The sequence below is a fragment of the Aquipuribacter hungaricus genome (assembly GCF_037860755.1).
Taxonomy (GTDB): domain Bacteria; phylum Actinomycetota; class Actinomycetes; order Actinomycetales; family JBBAYJ01; genus Aquipuribacter; species Aquipuribacter hungaricus.
In genome coordinates, this window is sequence record NZ_JBBEOI010000101.1 from 1 (window position 1) to 12,525 (window position 12,525).

14 protein-coding genes are annotated in these 12,525 nt (G+C 75.6%); 8 read left to right on the forward strand and 6 right to left on the reverse strand.

The window, feature by feature from the left end; all coding sequences use genetic code 11:
- The coding region (locus WCS02_RS11600) for a hypothetical protein (RefSeq protein ID WP_422665421.1) at positions 1–1,098 on the reverse strand (1,098 nt) is incomplete at its 3' end.
- Positions 1,099–1,388: 290 nt separating this feature from the next.
- Between WCS02_RS11600 and WCS02_RS11605 the strand changes: the two genes are divergently transcribed.
- Positions 1,389–2,954 (forward strand): NAD-dependent malic enzyme, encoded by a 1,566-nt coding sequence (locus WCS02_RS11605; protein WP_340293237.1) that lies wholly within the window; start codon positions 1,389–1,391, stop codon positions 2,952–2,954.
- Positions 2,951–3,550, forward strand: a complete 600-nt coding sequence (locus WCS02_RS11610) for a YqgE/AlgH family protein (protein ID WP_340293239.1) — start codon at positions 2,951–2,953, stop codon at positions 3,548–3,550. The genes WCS02_RS11605 and WCS02_RS11610 overlap by 4 nt, the downstream gene beginning before the upstream one ends.
- A gap of 48 nt (positions 3,551–3,598) precedes the next feature.
- On the opposite strand, the gene WCS02_RS11615 is transcribed toward WCS02_RS11610, so the two are convergent.
- Positions 3,599–4,450: a GTP-binding protein LepA gene (locus tag WCS02_RS11615; protein ID WP_340293241.1), complete on the reverse strand. Its 852-nt coding sequence runs from the start codon at positions 4,448–4,450 to the stop codon at positions 3,599–3,601.
- Between the two features lie 84 nt (positions 4,451–4,534).
- On the opposite strand from WCS02_RS11615, the gene WCS02_RS11620 reads away from it, so the two are divergent.
- Both WCS02_RS11620 and WCS02_RS11625 read left to right on the forward strand, forming a co-directional pair.
- The gene (locus tag WCS02_RS11620) at positions 4,535–4,870 is read left to right on the forward strand and encodes a DUF3039 domain-containing protein (protein WP_340293243.1); all 336 of its coding nucleotides are present in this window, start codon (positions 4,535–4,537) and stop codon (positions 4,868–4,870) included.
- Positions 4,867–6,672 (forward strand): DEAD/DEAH box helicase, encoded by a 1,806-nt coding sequence (locus WCS02_RS11625; protein ID WP_376984383.1) that lies wholly within the window; start codon positions 4,867–4,869, stop codon positions 6,670–6,672. The genes WCS02_RS11620 and WCS02_RS11625 overlap by 4 nt, the downstream gene beginning before the upstream one ends.
- A 228-nt stretch (positions 6,673–6,900) precedes the next feature.
- On the opposite strand, the gene WCS02_RS11630 is transcribed toward WCS02_RS11625, so the two are convergent.
- Both WCS02_RS11630 and WCS02_RS11635 read right to left on the reverse strand, forming a co-directional pair.
- Positions 6,901–7,566 carry an isochorismatase family protein gene (locus WCS02_RS11630; RefSeq protein ID WP_340293247.1) on the reverse strand — a complete coding sequence of 222 codons (666 nt, stop codon included), beginning with the start codon at positions 7,564–7,566 and terminating at the stop codon, positions 6,901–6,903.
- Entirely contained in the window at positions 7,563–8,858 is a 1,296-nt protein-coding gene (locus WCS02_RS11635) for a nicotinate phosphoribosyltransferase (RefSeq protein ID WP_340293249.1), read from the reverse strand. Before WCS02_RS11635 ends, WCS02_RS11630 begins: the two co-directional genes overlap by 4 nt.
- 34 nt (positions 8,859–8,892) lie before the next feature.
- Between WCS02_RS11635 and clpS the strand changes: the two genes are divergently transcribed.
- On the forward strand, positions 8,893–9,234 hold the full coding sequence (gene clpS / locus WCS02_RS11640; protein WP_376984372.1) for an ATP-dependent Clp protease adapter ClpS: 342 nt from the start codon (positions 8,893–8,895) through the stop codon (positions 9,232–9,234).
- A gap of 1 nt (position 9,235) precedes the next feature.
- Positions 9,236–9,946, forward strand: coding sequence for a DUF2017 family protein (locus tag WCS02_RS11645; RefSeq protein ID WP_340293251.1), 711 nt, complete (start codon positions 9,236–9,238; stop codon positions 9,944–9,946).
- A gap of 83 nt (positions 9,947–10,029) precedes the next feature.
- Here WCS02_RS11645 and WCS02_RS11650 read toward each other — a convergent pair whose 3' ends face one another.
- Entirely contained in the window at positions 10,030–10,920 is an 891-nt protein-coding gene (locus WCS02_RS11650) for a bacteriorhodopsin-like (RefSeq protein WP_340293253.1), read from the reverse strand.
- A gap of 170 nt (positions 10,921–11,090) precedes the next feature.
- Here WCS02_RS11650 and WCS02_RS11655 point away from each other — a divergent pair, with 170 nt between their 5' ends.
- Positions 11,091–11,501 carry a M67 family metallopeptidase gene (locus WCS02_RS11655; protein WP_340293255.1) on the forward strand — a complete coding sequence of 137 codons (411 nt, stop codon included), beginning with the start codon at positions 11,091–11,093 and terminating at the stop codon, positions 11,499–11,501.
- Positions 11,502–11,558: 57 nt separating this feature from the next.
- On the opposite strand, the gene WCS02_RS11660 is transcribed toward WCS02_RS11655, so the two are convergent.
- Positions 11,559–12,089 (reverse strand): pyridoxamine 5'-phosphate oxidase family protein, encoded by a 531-nt coding sequence (locus tag WCS02_RS11660; protein WP_340293257.1) that lies wholly within the window; start codon positions 12,087–12,089, stop codon positions 11,559–11,561.
- A 93-nt stretch (positions 12,090–12,182) separates the two neighbouring features.
- Between WCS02_RS11660 and WCS02_RS11665 the strand changes: the two genes are divergently transcribed.
- Positions 12,183–12,525 (forward strand): MoaD/ThiS family protein (locus tag WCS02_RS11665; protein WP_340293259.1); only part of this gene is annotated, 343 nt, incomplete at its 3' end.

Sequence of the window (12,525 nt, forward strand, 5' to 3'; positions counted from 1 at the left end):
GGTCGAGCGGGCCGGCGACGGTGCGGGGACCGCGCCCTGCGACGGCTGCGGGGAGGGCGCTGCGGGGACGCCGGGTGACGGGGTCGCGGGGACGGGGGTGCCGGGGGCGACCGGCCGGTCGGTCGCCGGGGGTACCGGTGCAGCGGGGTCGGTCGGGGGCGTGCCGCCGGGGGCGGTGCCGCAGCCGGTCCCGGTACTGCGGGACGAGAGGAACCGGGCGTCGTCCGAGGACAGGGGGGCACCGGGCACGGTCGACCCGGTCCACAGCACGACGGTGCCCGGGCAGCCCGTCTGCACGCTCAGCTCGAGGGTGCCGCCGGGCAGCAGGACGCCCTGGTCGACGTCGAGCAGGACCAGCCCCGCCGTGCCGTCGGCGCCCGCCGCGTAGGACGACAGGCCGACGTCCTGGCCGCACCCTTCCGGCACGACCGTGCCGTCGCCGTCGAGCAGGCTGACGCTGGCGGAGGCGCTGCCGCGGGGGGCGGTGACGTCGGGGCTGCTCGGCGTCGCGGCACCCGCGACGACGAGGTCCGCCCCGAGGAGCGCCCGGAGGTCGAGCCCGTCGCAGGCGGCCGGCGGGTCGGTGCCGGGGGGCGGCTCGGGCACGGGGGAGCCGGTGGGCGGGGTCGTCGGGACGGTCGGCTCGACGGGGACGGTCGGCTCGACGGGGACGGTCGGCTCGACGGGGACGGTCGGCTCCCCGGGGACGGTGGGCTCGACGGGTGGGGTCGGCTCGGCGGGGACGGTGGGCCGGGACGGCACGGACGGCTCGGCGGGGAGGCTCGGCCCGGCAGGCGCGGACGGCTCCGGGGCCGCGGACGACTCGACCGGGGCCGCGGGTGCAGACGGCTCCGCCGGGGCGTCGGCCGCGGACGGCCCGACGGGCACCGTGGCAGCGCTGCTCACGGTCGCGGCAGGCTCGGACGCCCCGTCCGACGGCAGGACGCCGGGTGCGCGCACGGTGGGGGAGGGCATCCCGGTCGCCGCGGCCGCGGGGGCAGCACCCGCGACGAGCAGCAGGGTCGCACCGAGGGTGAGGGCGCCGGCCCGGCGCAATGCCGTCGGCCGTGGCAGGTGGGCCGTGCGTGGGTGAGCCATGGTTCCCGTCTCCGTCGACTGCTTGCCCCCGCACGGAGCGGGTACCCGACCCGCCCGGGCAGCAAACCCGCAGGTCAGGAGGGTGCACCCGCTGCGACCGCGCCATGACGGGGGGTGATGCGGCAGGAACGGGGTCGTGGCCCACGACGAGGGCCGGGTCGGCCCGTGGGGCGTGCGGACGTCCACCAGGGCCTGGCCGCCTGTACCCACAGGCGGCCAGGGGTGGCCTGCGTCCCGGCGCGCCCGGGTGCCTGGTGGACCCCGGCGCCCGGTGAGGCCAGGATCGGCCCATGGCCTCCGCGAGCGTCTCCCACTCCGTGACGATCCGGCTGGAGCTGCCTGCGCGCCCGACCGCCGTCAGCGAGCTGACCACGGCGATGGAGCAGGTCGGTGCCATCGTCACCGCGCTGGACGTCACGGCCTCCGGCGGCGACCGGCTCCAGGTCGACGTCACGGCCGCCACCCGCGGCGAGGACCACGCCGAGCAGCTCACCGAGGCGCTGCGGGTGCTGCACGGGGTCCAGATCGGCAAGGTGTCCGACCGGGTGTTCCTGGCCCACCTCGGCGGCAAGCTGGAGATCCGCTCCAAGGTGCCGCTGCGCACCCGCGACGACCTGTCGCTGGCCTACACCCCCGGCGTCGGGCGGGTCAGCCTCGCCATCGCGGCCAACCCCGAGGACGCCCGGCGGCTGACGATCAAGCGCAACACCGTCGCGGTGGTCACGGACGGCTCGGCCGTCCTCGGCCTGGGCAACCTCGGCCCGCTGGCGGCGCTGCCCGTCATGGAGGGCAAGGCGGTCCTGTTCAAGCGGTTCGCCGACATCGACGCGTTCCCCATCTGCCTCGACACCCAGGACACCGAGGAGATCATCGCCGCGGTCAAGGCGATCGCCCCGGTGTTCGCCGGCATCAACCTGGAGGACATCGCCGCGCCGCGCTGCTTCGAGATCGAGCGCCGGCTGCGCGAGGAGCTCGACATCCCCGTCTTCCACGACGACCAGCACGGCACGGCCATCGTCGTCCTGGCGGCGCTGACCAACGCGCTCAAGGTCGTCGGCAAGGACATCGGGTCGGTGCGGCTCGTCATGTCCGGCGCCGGCGCGGCCGGGACGGCGGTGCTCCGGCTGCTCGTGGCGGCGGGGCTGCGCGAGGTCGTGGTCTGCGACGTGGACGGCATCATCAGCCGGGACCGCCCGGGGCTGCCGCCGGAGCTGGCCTGGACCGCCGAGCACACCAACCCCTCCGGCACGAGCGGCACCCTGCAGGACGCCCTCGTGGGCGCCGAGGTGTTCGTCGGGCTGTCGGCGGGCGGCATCCTTTCCGGCGCCGACATCGCCACCATGGCGCCGGGCCCGATCGTCTTCGCCCTGGCCAACCCGACGCCCGAGGTCGACCCCGCCGAGGCCAGCGAGCACGCCGCCGTCGTCGCGACCGGGCGCAGCGACTTCGCCAACCAGATCAACAACGTCCTGGCCTTCCCCGGCGTCTTCCGCGGCCTCATCGACGCCCGCACCACGCGCGTGGACGAGGTCATGCTGCTGGCGGCGGCCCGCGCGCTGGCCGGCACCGTCCACCCGGACGAGCTCAACGCGACCTACATCGTCCCCAGCGTCTTCAACACCGAGGCCACCACCGCGGTCGCGGCGGCGGTGGAGAAGGCGGCACGGGCCTCCGACGCCCGGAGCAGCGCCACGGGCGGGACCGGCGACACCGCCGACCTCGACGTCGCGGCACCCGGCGGCGGCAAGGCCCAGGGCGGCGAGGCGGCCCTGCTGGACGCCGCCTCCATCGGCGGGGAGGCCACGGCGGCGGAGGCCGTGGCCAGGGAGGAGACCGCGGCGGGGACGGCCCCGTGACCGGTCCCGACGGGTTCGGCCCGTTCACGGCCCCGCCCCCGCCGGACCCGCGCGCGGGCTGCCTGCTCGTCGCGCACCCGTCGCTGCGCGACCCCAACTTCCGGGGCACCGTCGTGCTCCTGCTCAACCACTCCGACGAGGGCTCGCTCGGCCTCGTGCTCAACCGTCCGCTGGTGAGCGAGGTCGGCGACGTGCTGCCGAGCTGGCAGGACCACGTGAGCGAGCCGTCGAGCCTGTTCCAGGGCGGCCCGGTCGGCCTGGACTCCGCGATCGGCCTGGCGCGGCTGCCCGGCGACGACAGCGAGCCGCCCGGCCTCAAGCGGATCAGCGGCTCGCTCGCCGTGGTGGACCTCGACGCCCCGCCCGAGATCGTCGCGCCTGCCGCGGCCGGGCTGCGGGTCTACGCCGGGCACTCCGGCTGGGGACCCGGCCAGCTGGAGGACGAGCTCGACGAGGGCGCGTGGCTCGTCGTGGACGGGGAGCCCGGCGACGGTTTCCGCCCTGACACCGACACCCTGTGGCGCGACGTGCTGGTCCGGCAGACCACGACGGTCGCGCTGGTGGCGACCTACCGGCCCGATCCCGAGGTCAACTGAGCCGACCTGGCACGGTCGCTCCAGCAGCCCTGGCAGCCGTCACGGCCCTCAGGTCGTGGCGACGGCCTGACGGGCGACGTGGGCGTCGACGCAGTCCCGCAGGGCGGCCGCGACGAACGGCGGCAGCCGCAGCCCGTCCGAGGCGTGCGTGAGCAGCTCCTGCGCCACCCGCTGGACCGGCTCGGACAGCGCGCCGACGTCCCGGCCACCGACGAGCGCCACGGCCGCCCCGCCGAAGTCCGCCCGGCGCGCCGCCGTGGTGGCGCCCACGGGCACGTAGGTGTGCCGCCGGACGACCCGGGCCAGGTGCAGCTGCCAGCCGGCGAGCCGGTCCCGCTGCTCGACGGCGGCGTTGCGGTAGTAGGCGTAGTGCATGGACTCCTGCGCACGGATCGGCCGCACGGCGGTCTGGGCGAACCCCGGCATCCCGAGCTCGAGGACCCGCTCGCGGAGCCGGTCGTAGCCCACGGCGGTCAGCCGCTCGTGCATCGCGCCGATGCTCAGGTACAGGAACATCAGGGCGTCGTGGACGCCGGGCACGTGGCTCAGCACGCCCGCCAGCCGCAGCGTCCGGCCGATCTGGTCGAGCTCCGGCTGCGACGGGGGCAGGCCCACCTCCTGCTGCATCCGGTCGAAGATCCAGCCGTGGGGGAGCTCCTGCTCCTCCCACACCTTCACGAAGCGGACCGTGCGCTCGTCGGCCTGCGGCAGGACGACCTGCAGCTCCAGGACGTTCCGCTCGACCTCGCGCTCGATCCGGGCGAAGTAGTCCAGGGCGGGCCCGAGCTCTTTGCGGACCCGCCGGGGGTCCGGGACGGTGAAGTCGACGGAGTCCAGGCTGATGGCCCCGTCGGCCTCGATCCGGTCGATCTGCGCGTCGATGTCGGTGGCTGTGCCCATGACCGTCGGTCCGTCGCCGACGGGGCGGTGGATGGGCGGGCCGACCGGTGCCACCCGTCCGGGTGCCGACCTACACTGGCCCGCATGTCCGACCCGTCCGTGCCCTCCGTCCCGTCCTCCCCGCAGCCGGCGACCGCGCCGGAGCGCCCGCGCACCGGCGGCACGGCGGTCATCGAGGAGGAGCGGACCGTCCAGCCGTCCGACCCCGGCGACCACGAGCGCTTCGCGCACTACGTGAAGAAGGACAAGATCGTCGAGAGCGCCGTCAGCGGGTCCCCGCTCACCGCGCTCTGCGGCAAGGTCTGGATCCCCAGCCGGGACCCCAAGCGGTTCCCGGTGTGCCCGACCTGCAAGGAGATCTTCGAGGGGCTCAAGCCCGGGGACGACGGCGGGTCCGACGGCTCCGGCGGCGACCGCTGAGCGTGGGGACCCACCCACCCGAGCACCCCAGCACCGCTGCTGCCGCGCACCTGCCGCCCGCGTTCCCCGAGCGGGCGGCGTGGGGCACGGCCGGCAAGCTCCGGGCCTGGCAGCACGAGGCCATCTCGACGTACCTGGCCGGCGGCCGCACGGACTTCCTCACCGCGGCGACGCCGGGCGCCGGCAAGACGACGTTCGCGCTGCGGGTCGCCACCGAGCTGCTCGCCCGCCGGACGGTCGAGCGGCTCATCGTCGTCTGCCCCACCGAGCACCTGAAGACGCAGTGGGCCGACGCGGCCTCCCGGGTCGGCATCCGCCTGGACCCGACGTTCCGCAACTCCGACGCCGGGTACGCCAGCGGGTTCGACGGCATCGTCGTCACCTACGCCCAGGTCGGCCTCAAGCCGCAGGCGTTCGCGGGGCGGTGCCGGTCCCGGCGCACCCTCGTCGTGCTCGACGAGATCCACCACGCCGGGGACGCGCGCAGCTGGGGCGAGGGTGTCGCGGTCGGCTTCGAGGACGCCGAGCGCCGGCTCGCTCTGACGGGGACCCCGTTCCGCAGCGACTCCCACCCGATCCCGTTCGTCACGTACGTCAGCGAGCCCGACGGCTCCCGCCGCTCCCGGGCCGACCACACGTACGGCTACGCCCAGGCCCTCGCGGACGGTGTCGTCCGGCCCGTGCTGTTCCTCGCCTACGCCGGCAACATGCGCTGGCGCACCCGGGCGGGCGACGAGGTGGCCGCCCGGCTCGGCGAGCCGCTCACCAAGGACCTCACAGCGCAGGCGCTGCGGACCGCGCTCGACCCGGCCGGGCAGTGGGTGCCGGCCGTCCTCGCCGCCGCCGACGTCCGGCTGCGCGAGGTGCGCCGGACCGTGCCGGACGCCGGCGGCCTCGTCATCGCCACCGACCAGAAGTCCGCCCGGGCCTACGCGGCGCACCTGCGAGAGATCAGCGGCCAGGACCCCGTGGTCGTCGTCTCCGACGACCCGGACGCCTCGTCGCGGATCGAGCGGTTCTCCGCCGCCGGCGCCGACGGCCCACGCTGGATGGTGGCCGTGCGGATGGTGTCCGAGGGGGTCGACGTGCCCCGGCTCGCCGTCGGGGTGTGGGCGACGACCACCGCCACGCCGCTGTTCTTCGCCCAGGCCGTGGGCCGGTTCGTCCGGGCCCGGCGGCGCGGGGAGACCGCGTCGATCTTCCTGCCGAGCGTCCCGCTGCTGCTCCGCTTCGCCGCAGACCTGGAGATCGAGCGCGACCACGTCCTGGACCGCCCCCGCAGCGCGGACGGCGACGACCTGTGGGGCCCCGAGGTCGACGAGCTGGCCGAGGCGAACCGGACCCGGAGCACGCCCGAGGCCGACGAGCTGCCGTTCGAGGCGATCGAGTCCGACGCCGCGTTCGACCTCGCGGTGTTTGACGGCGACGAGTTCCGCAACCACGCCTCGTGGGCCGACGAGGCCGAGGGCGACGGCGGGCTATTCGGCGAGCAGGCGCTGCTCGCGCTGCCCGGCCTGGTGGAGGGCGACGAGATGGGCCAGCACCTGCGCCGGCGCCCCACCCGCGCGGCCGCCCCCCGGGTCGAGGAGGTCGCCCCGGTCGCCGACCACCGGGCGCTGGCCGCGGTGCGCAAGGAGCTGTCGTCGCTGGTCGGGGCCTACGCCCGCCGGACCGGGGCGCCGCACGCGGTGGTCCACGCGAAGCTGCGGAGCACGTGCGGCGGGCCCGCGGTCCCCGAGGCGGACGTCGACCAGGTGAAGCAGCGGGTCGACACCGTGCGGCGGTGGCTGCTCACGGGGTGAGCCCGGGGGATGCCTGTGGACGACGACCGGTCACGTGCGACGGGTCCTTCGGCGTGCCCCGGTCAGAGGTGCCCTCTCGCCTCCTCCGCAGGGGCGACCGGGGGGTGCGGCTCGACGAGATCTGGGTTGTGACGGCCCGGGCCGGCGTGTCGCCGTCGTCCGGGCACTCTCGCGGACTGGGCGCTGCGCGGCGGCGGCCCGCAGCACCCGGGACGCGGCCCGCGCGGGTCAGCGCAGGACCCGGGCGCCGGCCTCGGTCATGCGCTCCAGCGCGCGCCCGGCGTCGCCGGGCTGCACCTCGACGAAGCGGGTGAGGGTCACCGGGACCAGGGTCTCGTAGCCGAGCGCGGCGGCGTCGACGGCGGTCGCGGCGACGCAGACGTCGCCTGCGAGGCCGGTGACCACCACGCGGCGGACCCCGCGCTCGTCGAGGACGCCCTGGAGCGCCGTCTTCCCCACCTCGCCGGAGACCGTGTCGCGGACGGAGAAGCCGGAGTACCCGTCCTCGCCGTCGGTGCCCTTGCGGACGACCGGGTCGTCGTCGTGGACGTCGAGGCCGTCGACGAGCTCGGCGCCCCAGGTCCCGGCGACGCAGTGGACCGGCCACGGTCCGCCGTCGGTGCTGAAGTGCGGCGTCCGCCCCGGGTGCCAGTCCTGGGTGAGGACGACCGTCGCACCCGCCGCCCGGGCCGCGGCCAGGTGTGGCGCCAGAGCCTGCGCGAGCTCCTCGCCGCCGCGGACGTACAGCCCGCCCGCGGGGTCGGCGAAGTCGTTCTGCAGGTCGACGACGACCAGCGCGGTCTCGTCGTCGTACTCCACGCCGTCGGGCGCGCGGCCCTCGCTGACGGCCGAGCCGGGGGTGCTCGGGCGGGAGGGGAGCGGGGTGCTCGTCATGACGGGCCACGGTAGGTCGTCGGGAACGCCGGGTCACCGGGGGCCAGGGAGAGGCCCTCCCACGGCAGCCGGCCCAGCCGGTCGGCGGCCCGGGCCCGCGAGGCCGCGAGGTCGACGGCGTCGGCGCTCGCCGCGGTCGGCTCCCCGCCCCGGACCAGGGGGACCGCCGGGCACTCGTCGCCCGGCTCCGCGGCGAGGTGCGCCACGGCGGCGCCGGTGACGAGCACCTCCTCCGTCGCGACCCCCGACGGGCGGTGGCGGCGCACGACGGCGTGGGCACCGGCGTGGGTGGCCTTGCCGGCCGACCGCTTGGCCACGGGCCGCCCGTCGACCTCGACGAGCTTGTAGACCAGCCCTGCGGTCGGTGCCCCGGACCCGGTGACGACCGAGGTGCCGACGCCCATCGCGTCGACCGGGGCGCCGGACAGCCGGGCGATGCCGTGCTCGTCCAGGTCGCCCGAGACGACGACCCGGGTGCCCGTCGCCCCCAGGTCGTCCAGCTGCCGCCGGGCGAAGCGGGCGTGGGAGGCCAGGTCGCCGGAGTCGATGCGCACCGCGCCCAGGCCGGGGCCGGCGACCTCGACCGCGGTGCGGATGCCCTCGGTGATGTCGTAGGTGTCGACGAGCAGCGTGGTCCCGACCCCCATCGCCGCGACCTGGGCGGCGAAGGCCGAGCGCTCGTCGTCGTGCAGCAGCGTGAAGGCGTGGGCGCTCGTCCCGGCGGTGGGCACCCCGTGACGGGCGCCCGCGGCGAGGTTGCTCGTCGAGGCGAACCCGGCGACGTGGGCGGCCCGGGCGGCGTCCACGGCGGCGTCCTCGTGGGCGCGCCGGGACCCCATCTCGATGAGCGGCCGCCCCTCCGCGGCGAGCACCATGCGCGCCGCGGCCCCGGCGACCGCGCAGTCGTGGTTGAGGATGCTCAGCACGACGGTCTCCAGCAGCACCGCGGTCGCGAAGCTCGCCCGCACCGTGAGCAGCGGGGACCCGGGCACGAACACCTCGCCGTCCGCGTAGCCGTCGACGTCGCCGTCGAAGCGGTAGCCCGCGAGCCAGTCGGCGGTCGCGGCGTCCACGACCCCTTCCCGGCGGAGAAACCCGATCTCCTCCTCGCCCCAGCGCAGCCCCTGCAGGACCTCGAGCACGCGGTGCTGCCCGGCGACGAGGCCGAAGCGCCGCCCGCCCGGCAGCCGGCGGGCGAAGACCTCGAAGACGCACCGTCGGGACGCCGTGCCGTCGGCCAGGGCCGCCTGCAGCATCGTCAGCTCGTAGCGGTCGGTCGCCAGTGCCAGCACGGTGCCACGCTAACGCCGGGCCTACCCTGGGACCGTGCCCGACGTCTCCGCCGCCCAGGGGGCTCCCGAGGACCCCGCGTCCCCGGCGTCCCCCGGCACAGGCACCGGGACCGCCCTGGTGGACCAGCCGGTCGAGCAGGTACCGGGCACGTGGACCACCATGGTCTGGAACGACCCGGTCAACCTCATGTCGTACGTGTCGTACGTGTTCCGCTCGTACTTCGGCTACGGCAAGGACAAGGCCGAGGAGCTGATGATGCAGGTGCACACCGACGGCAGGGCCGTGGTGTCCTCGGGCAGCCGCGAGAAGATGGAGACCGACGTCACCGCGATGCACCGCTACGGCCTCTGGGCCACCGTGCAGCGGGACGACTGACGTGGCCGCGGACTACCGGGCGCTGGTCAGGCGCCGCCGGGACGGCCACGTCGTGTTCGACCTGGACCTGGTGCACGCCGGCGTCGTCGCCGAGGCGCTCGAGCAGACCCGCGCCGTCCTGGACGAGGGCGCCGCGCCGTCGCCGGCCGCGTTCACCCCGCCCGTCGAGGCGCGCCCGGAGGGGGAGCCGGCCGACGACGGCTTCGACGCCATCGTCGCGGGCCTCGGGATGGGACCGGGGGAGCAGGCCGAGGCCGGGGCGGCCGAGCAGCTGCGCGACGACCCGGTGGTGCGACGGCTGCTGCCGGACGCCTACCTGGACGACCCGGAGGCCTCGGCGGACTTCCGCAGGCTGTCCGGCGACACCGTGCGGGGGCCCAAGGTCGCCGCGATCGACTCGGTGCTGGCCGACCTGGACCTGCTGCGCGAGCAGGAGGGCGGGGTCGTCGTGGCCCCCGAGCGCGCCGCCGCCTGGCTGACGGCGCTCAACGACGCGCGCCTCGCGCTGGGCACGCTGCTGGCGCTCGGCGAGGACGACGACCTGTACGCCGAGCTCGACGCCTACGAGCAGGCCGTCGAGGACCAGGTCGCCGCGGGCGGCGAGGAGTCCGAGGCGCTCCAGGGCGAGGCGGCGCTGCGGGCGTACCGGATCGCGGTGTACGACTTCCTGTCCGCGCTGCTCGACATGGTGGTGCGGGTCCTGGACCGGTGACGCCGCACCGGGGCCTCGAGGGTCCCGGTGCGGCGTCGGTCAGGGGTCCTGCGCGTGCGGAGGAGCAGGTGCGGGCGCCGGGCTCAGCGGCCCGCGGCCCGCTCCTTCTCCCCGGTGCGGGCGGTGGCGGAGTGCGCGACGCCGGTAGGCCGGACGCCGTCGACCTCCTCGATGAGCATCATGGTGGTCGGGTCGTTCTCCAGCGCGTACTCCGGGTCGTCGTAGGCGCTCTTGAGCCGGGCGATCCGGAAGATCACGAGGGCGAACAGCGCCTTGGCGAGGATGTCCGCCACGGAGTAGCCGATCTCGCGGGCGACGAAGGCGTTGCTGCCGTCGATGCCGAGGATCGGGAAGAGGTAGGCGATCGGGTAGACCCCCCACGTGGCGATGAGCAGGAGGCGGAGGTTGCGGACGGTGACCGCGATCTCCTTGGGCGCGCCCCGCAGCACCCGGCCCAGCTCGACGAACAGCACCCAGAGGATGTAGACGAACGGGATCGTCGACAGGAAGCCCCAGACCATCTTGGTGACGACGTCGTCGCTGATCTCCCCGGGGTAGCCCAGGGCGATCATGAGCGCTGCCGCGGGGACGAGCTTGAGCAGCAGCGAGGTCTGCGTCTTCCGGGCCAGCGCCAGGACGACGATGGCCTCGAGCAGCAGCAGCGGCACCGTGATGAGCCAGTCGACGTAGCGGTAGGCGAGGTTGAACGACACGCCCTCCGCCAGCCGGTAGGCCCCGTCGCCGCCTACCGCGTCGGTGACGTAGGCCTCGGAGAAGTTGTCGAAGATCCGGAAGTAGTGGTACGCGGCGACGCCGCAGACCACGGCGGAGATGACGAGCGCGCCCCGGTACTTGGGGAGCACCTTGCGCAGGTTGAGCAGGAGGAACACCGCCGTGAACAGCTGGGCGACGATGACCAGCGACTGCATGTTGTAGACGGTGTCGAACTGGGCCTGACTGAGCTCTTCCACCATGCGTGGCTCCAGGGGTAGGTGGACCCGGGGGGCGTGGCGTTCCACGTCCTCGTGGCCCGTTGCGGGTCCAGCAGACGCCCGCCAGGGGTGGTGCGCAAGTTGACCAACCCATGAATCGGTTTGAGCGGGCGCAGATCGGGGTACCGGGGCCGCCCGCCTACGCTCGGCGGGTGCTCCGCATCCGTCGTGACCTGCTCGACCAGGTCCTGGCCCACGCCCGCCGCGACCACCCCGACGAGGCGTGCGGCGTCCTCGCCGGGCCCGCCGGGTCCGACCGGCCGGAGCGGTTCGTGCCGATGCTCAACGCCGCCCGCTCGCCGACGTTCTACGAGCTCGCCCCCGACGAGCTGCTGGCCCTCTACCGGGAGATGGACGCCCGCGACGAGGACCCCGTCGTCGTCTACCACTCGCACACCGCGACCGAGGCCGTGCCCTCGCGTACCGACGTGACCCTGGCGTCGGAGCCGGGCGCGCACTACCTGCTGGTGTCCACCCGCGACCCGGACGTCGACGAGGTCCGCAGCTTCCGCATCGCCGACGGCGTCGCGGAGGAGGAGCCGGTCGAGGTCGTCGACGCCTGAGGCGCTGCGGACACGACCCGGCCAGGCGGACCGGCAGCCGCGCGGCCCGCGCCCGGGTCAGCGTCCGTCGAAGTCGGTGCGGTACTCCGCGGCCGTCCGGGTGGCCGGCGTCCAGCCCGCGTCCTGCCGCCACCGGGGGGCCGGCGACTCCGGCAGCTGGATCACCCGGTCGCGCGACAGCAGCCGCCGCCCGCTGACCCGCTCCAGCGGCACCCGGAGGACGAGGTCCTTGTAGCCGGGCGCCCAGGCCCGCAGCCGCTCCTCCACCCGGCGGACGACGTCGGCGTCGCGGACCTCCTCGGCGACCCCGCTGGCCACGATGCTCCAGCCCTCGTGCGTCGTGGTCCGGATCTCGTCGACCTCGAACGACACCGCCGTCCCCGGCACGGCGCGCCCCAGGCGGGAGCCGTGGGTGGTCCGCACGACGACGGCCTCGTGCCCCGGCGGCCCGTCCAGCACGTAGCTGACCGGGACCACGCCGGGCGGCTCGGAGGGGACGGCGTAGACCATGCGCCCCACCTCGGCCCCGGCCAGCAGCTCCAGGCAGGTGCGACGGTCCAGCGTCTCGATCCGCGGCAGCCCCTCCATCACCTGCCTGTGCCCAGCAGGTGCCGCGCCATGCCCGCGCGGGCGCGCCGCCGGACCGGAATAGCCGTCGCGGCCGGCGCGGTTGCCGGGGCCATGAGCGACCTGACCGCCGACGCCGACGCCGCCGTGCGCGTGCGCATCCCCACGATCCTGCGCCCGCTGACCGGCGGTGCCCGCAGCGTCGAGGGCCGGGGCACGACGCTCGCGGAGCTGCTGGCGGACCTGGAGTCCCGGCACGGCGGGCTAAGCGGCCGGGTGGTCGAGGACGGCAGCCTGCGCCGCTTCGTCAACGTCTACGTCAACGACGAGGACGTCCGGTTCACCGGCGGGCTCACGACGCCGCTGGCCCCCGGGGACGACGTGACGATCCTGCCCGCGGTGGCCGGCGGCGCGGTTGCCGGCGGCGCGGACGCCGGCGGCGCGGACGCCGGCGGCG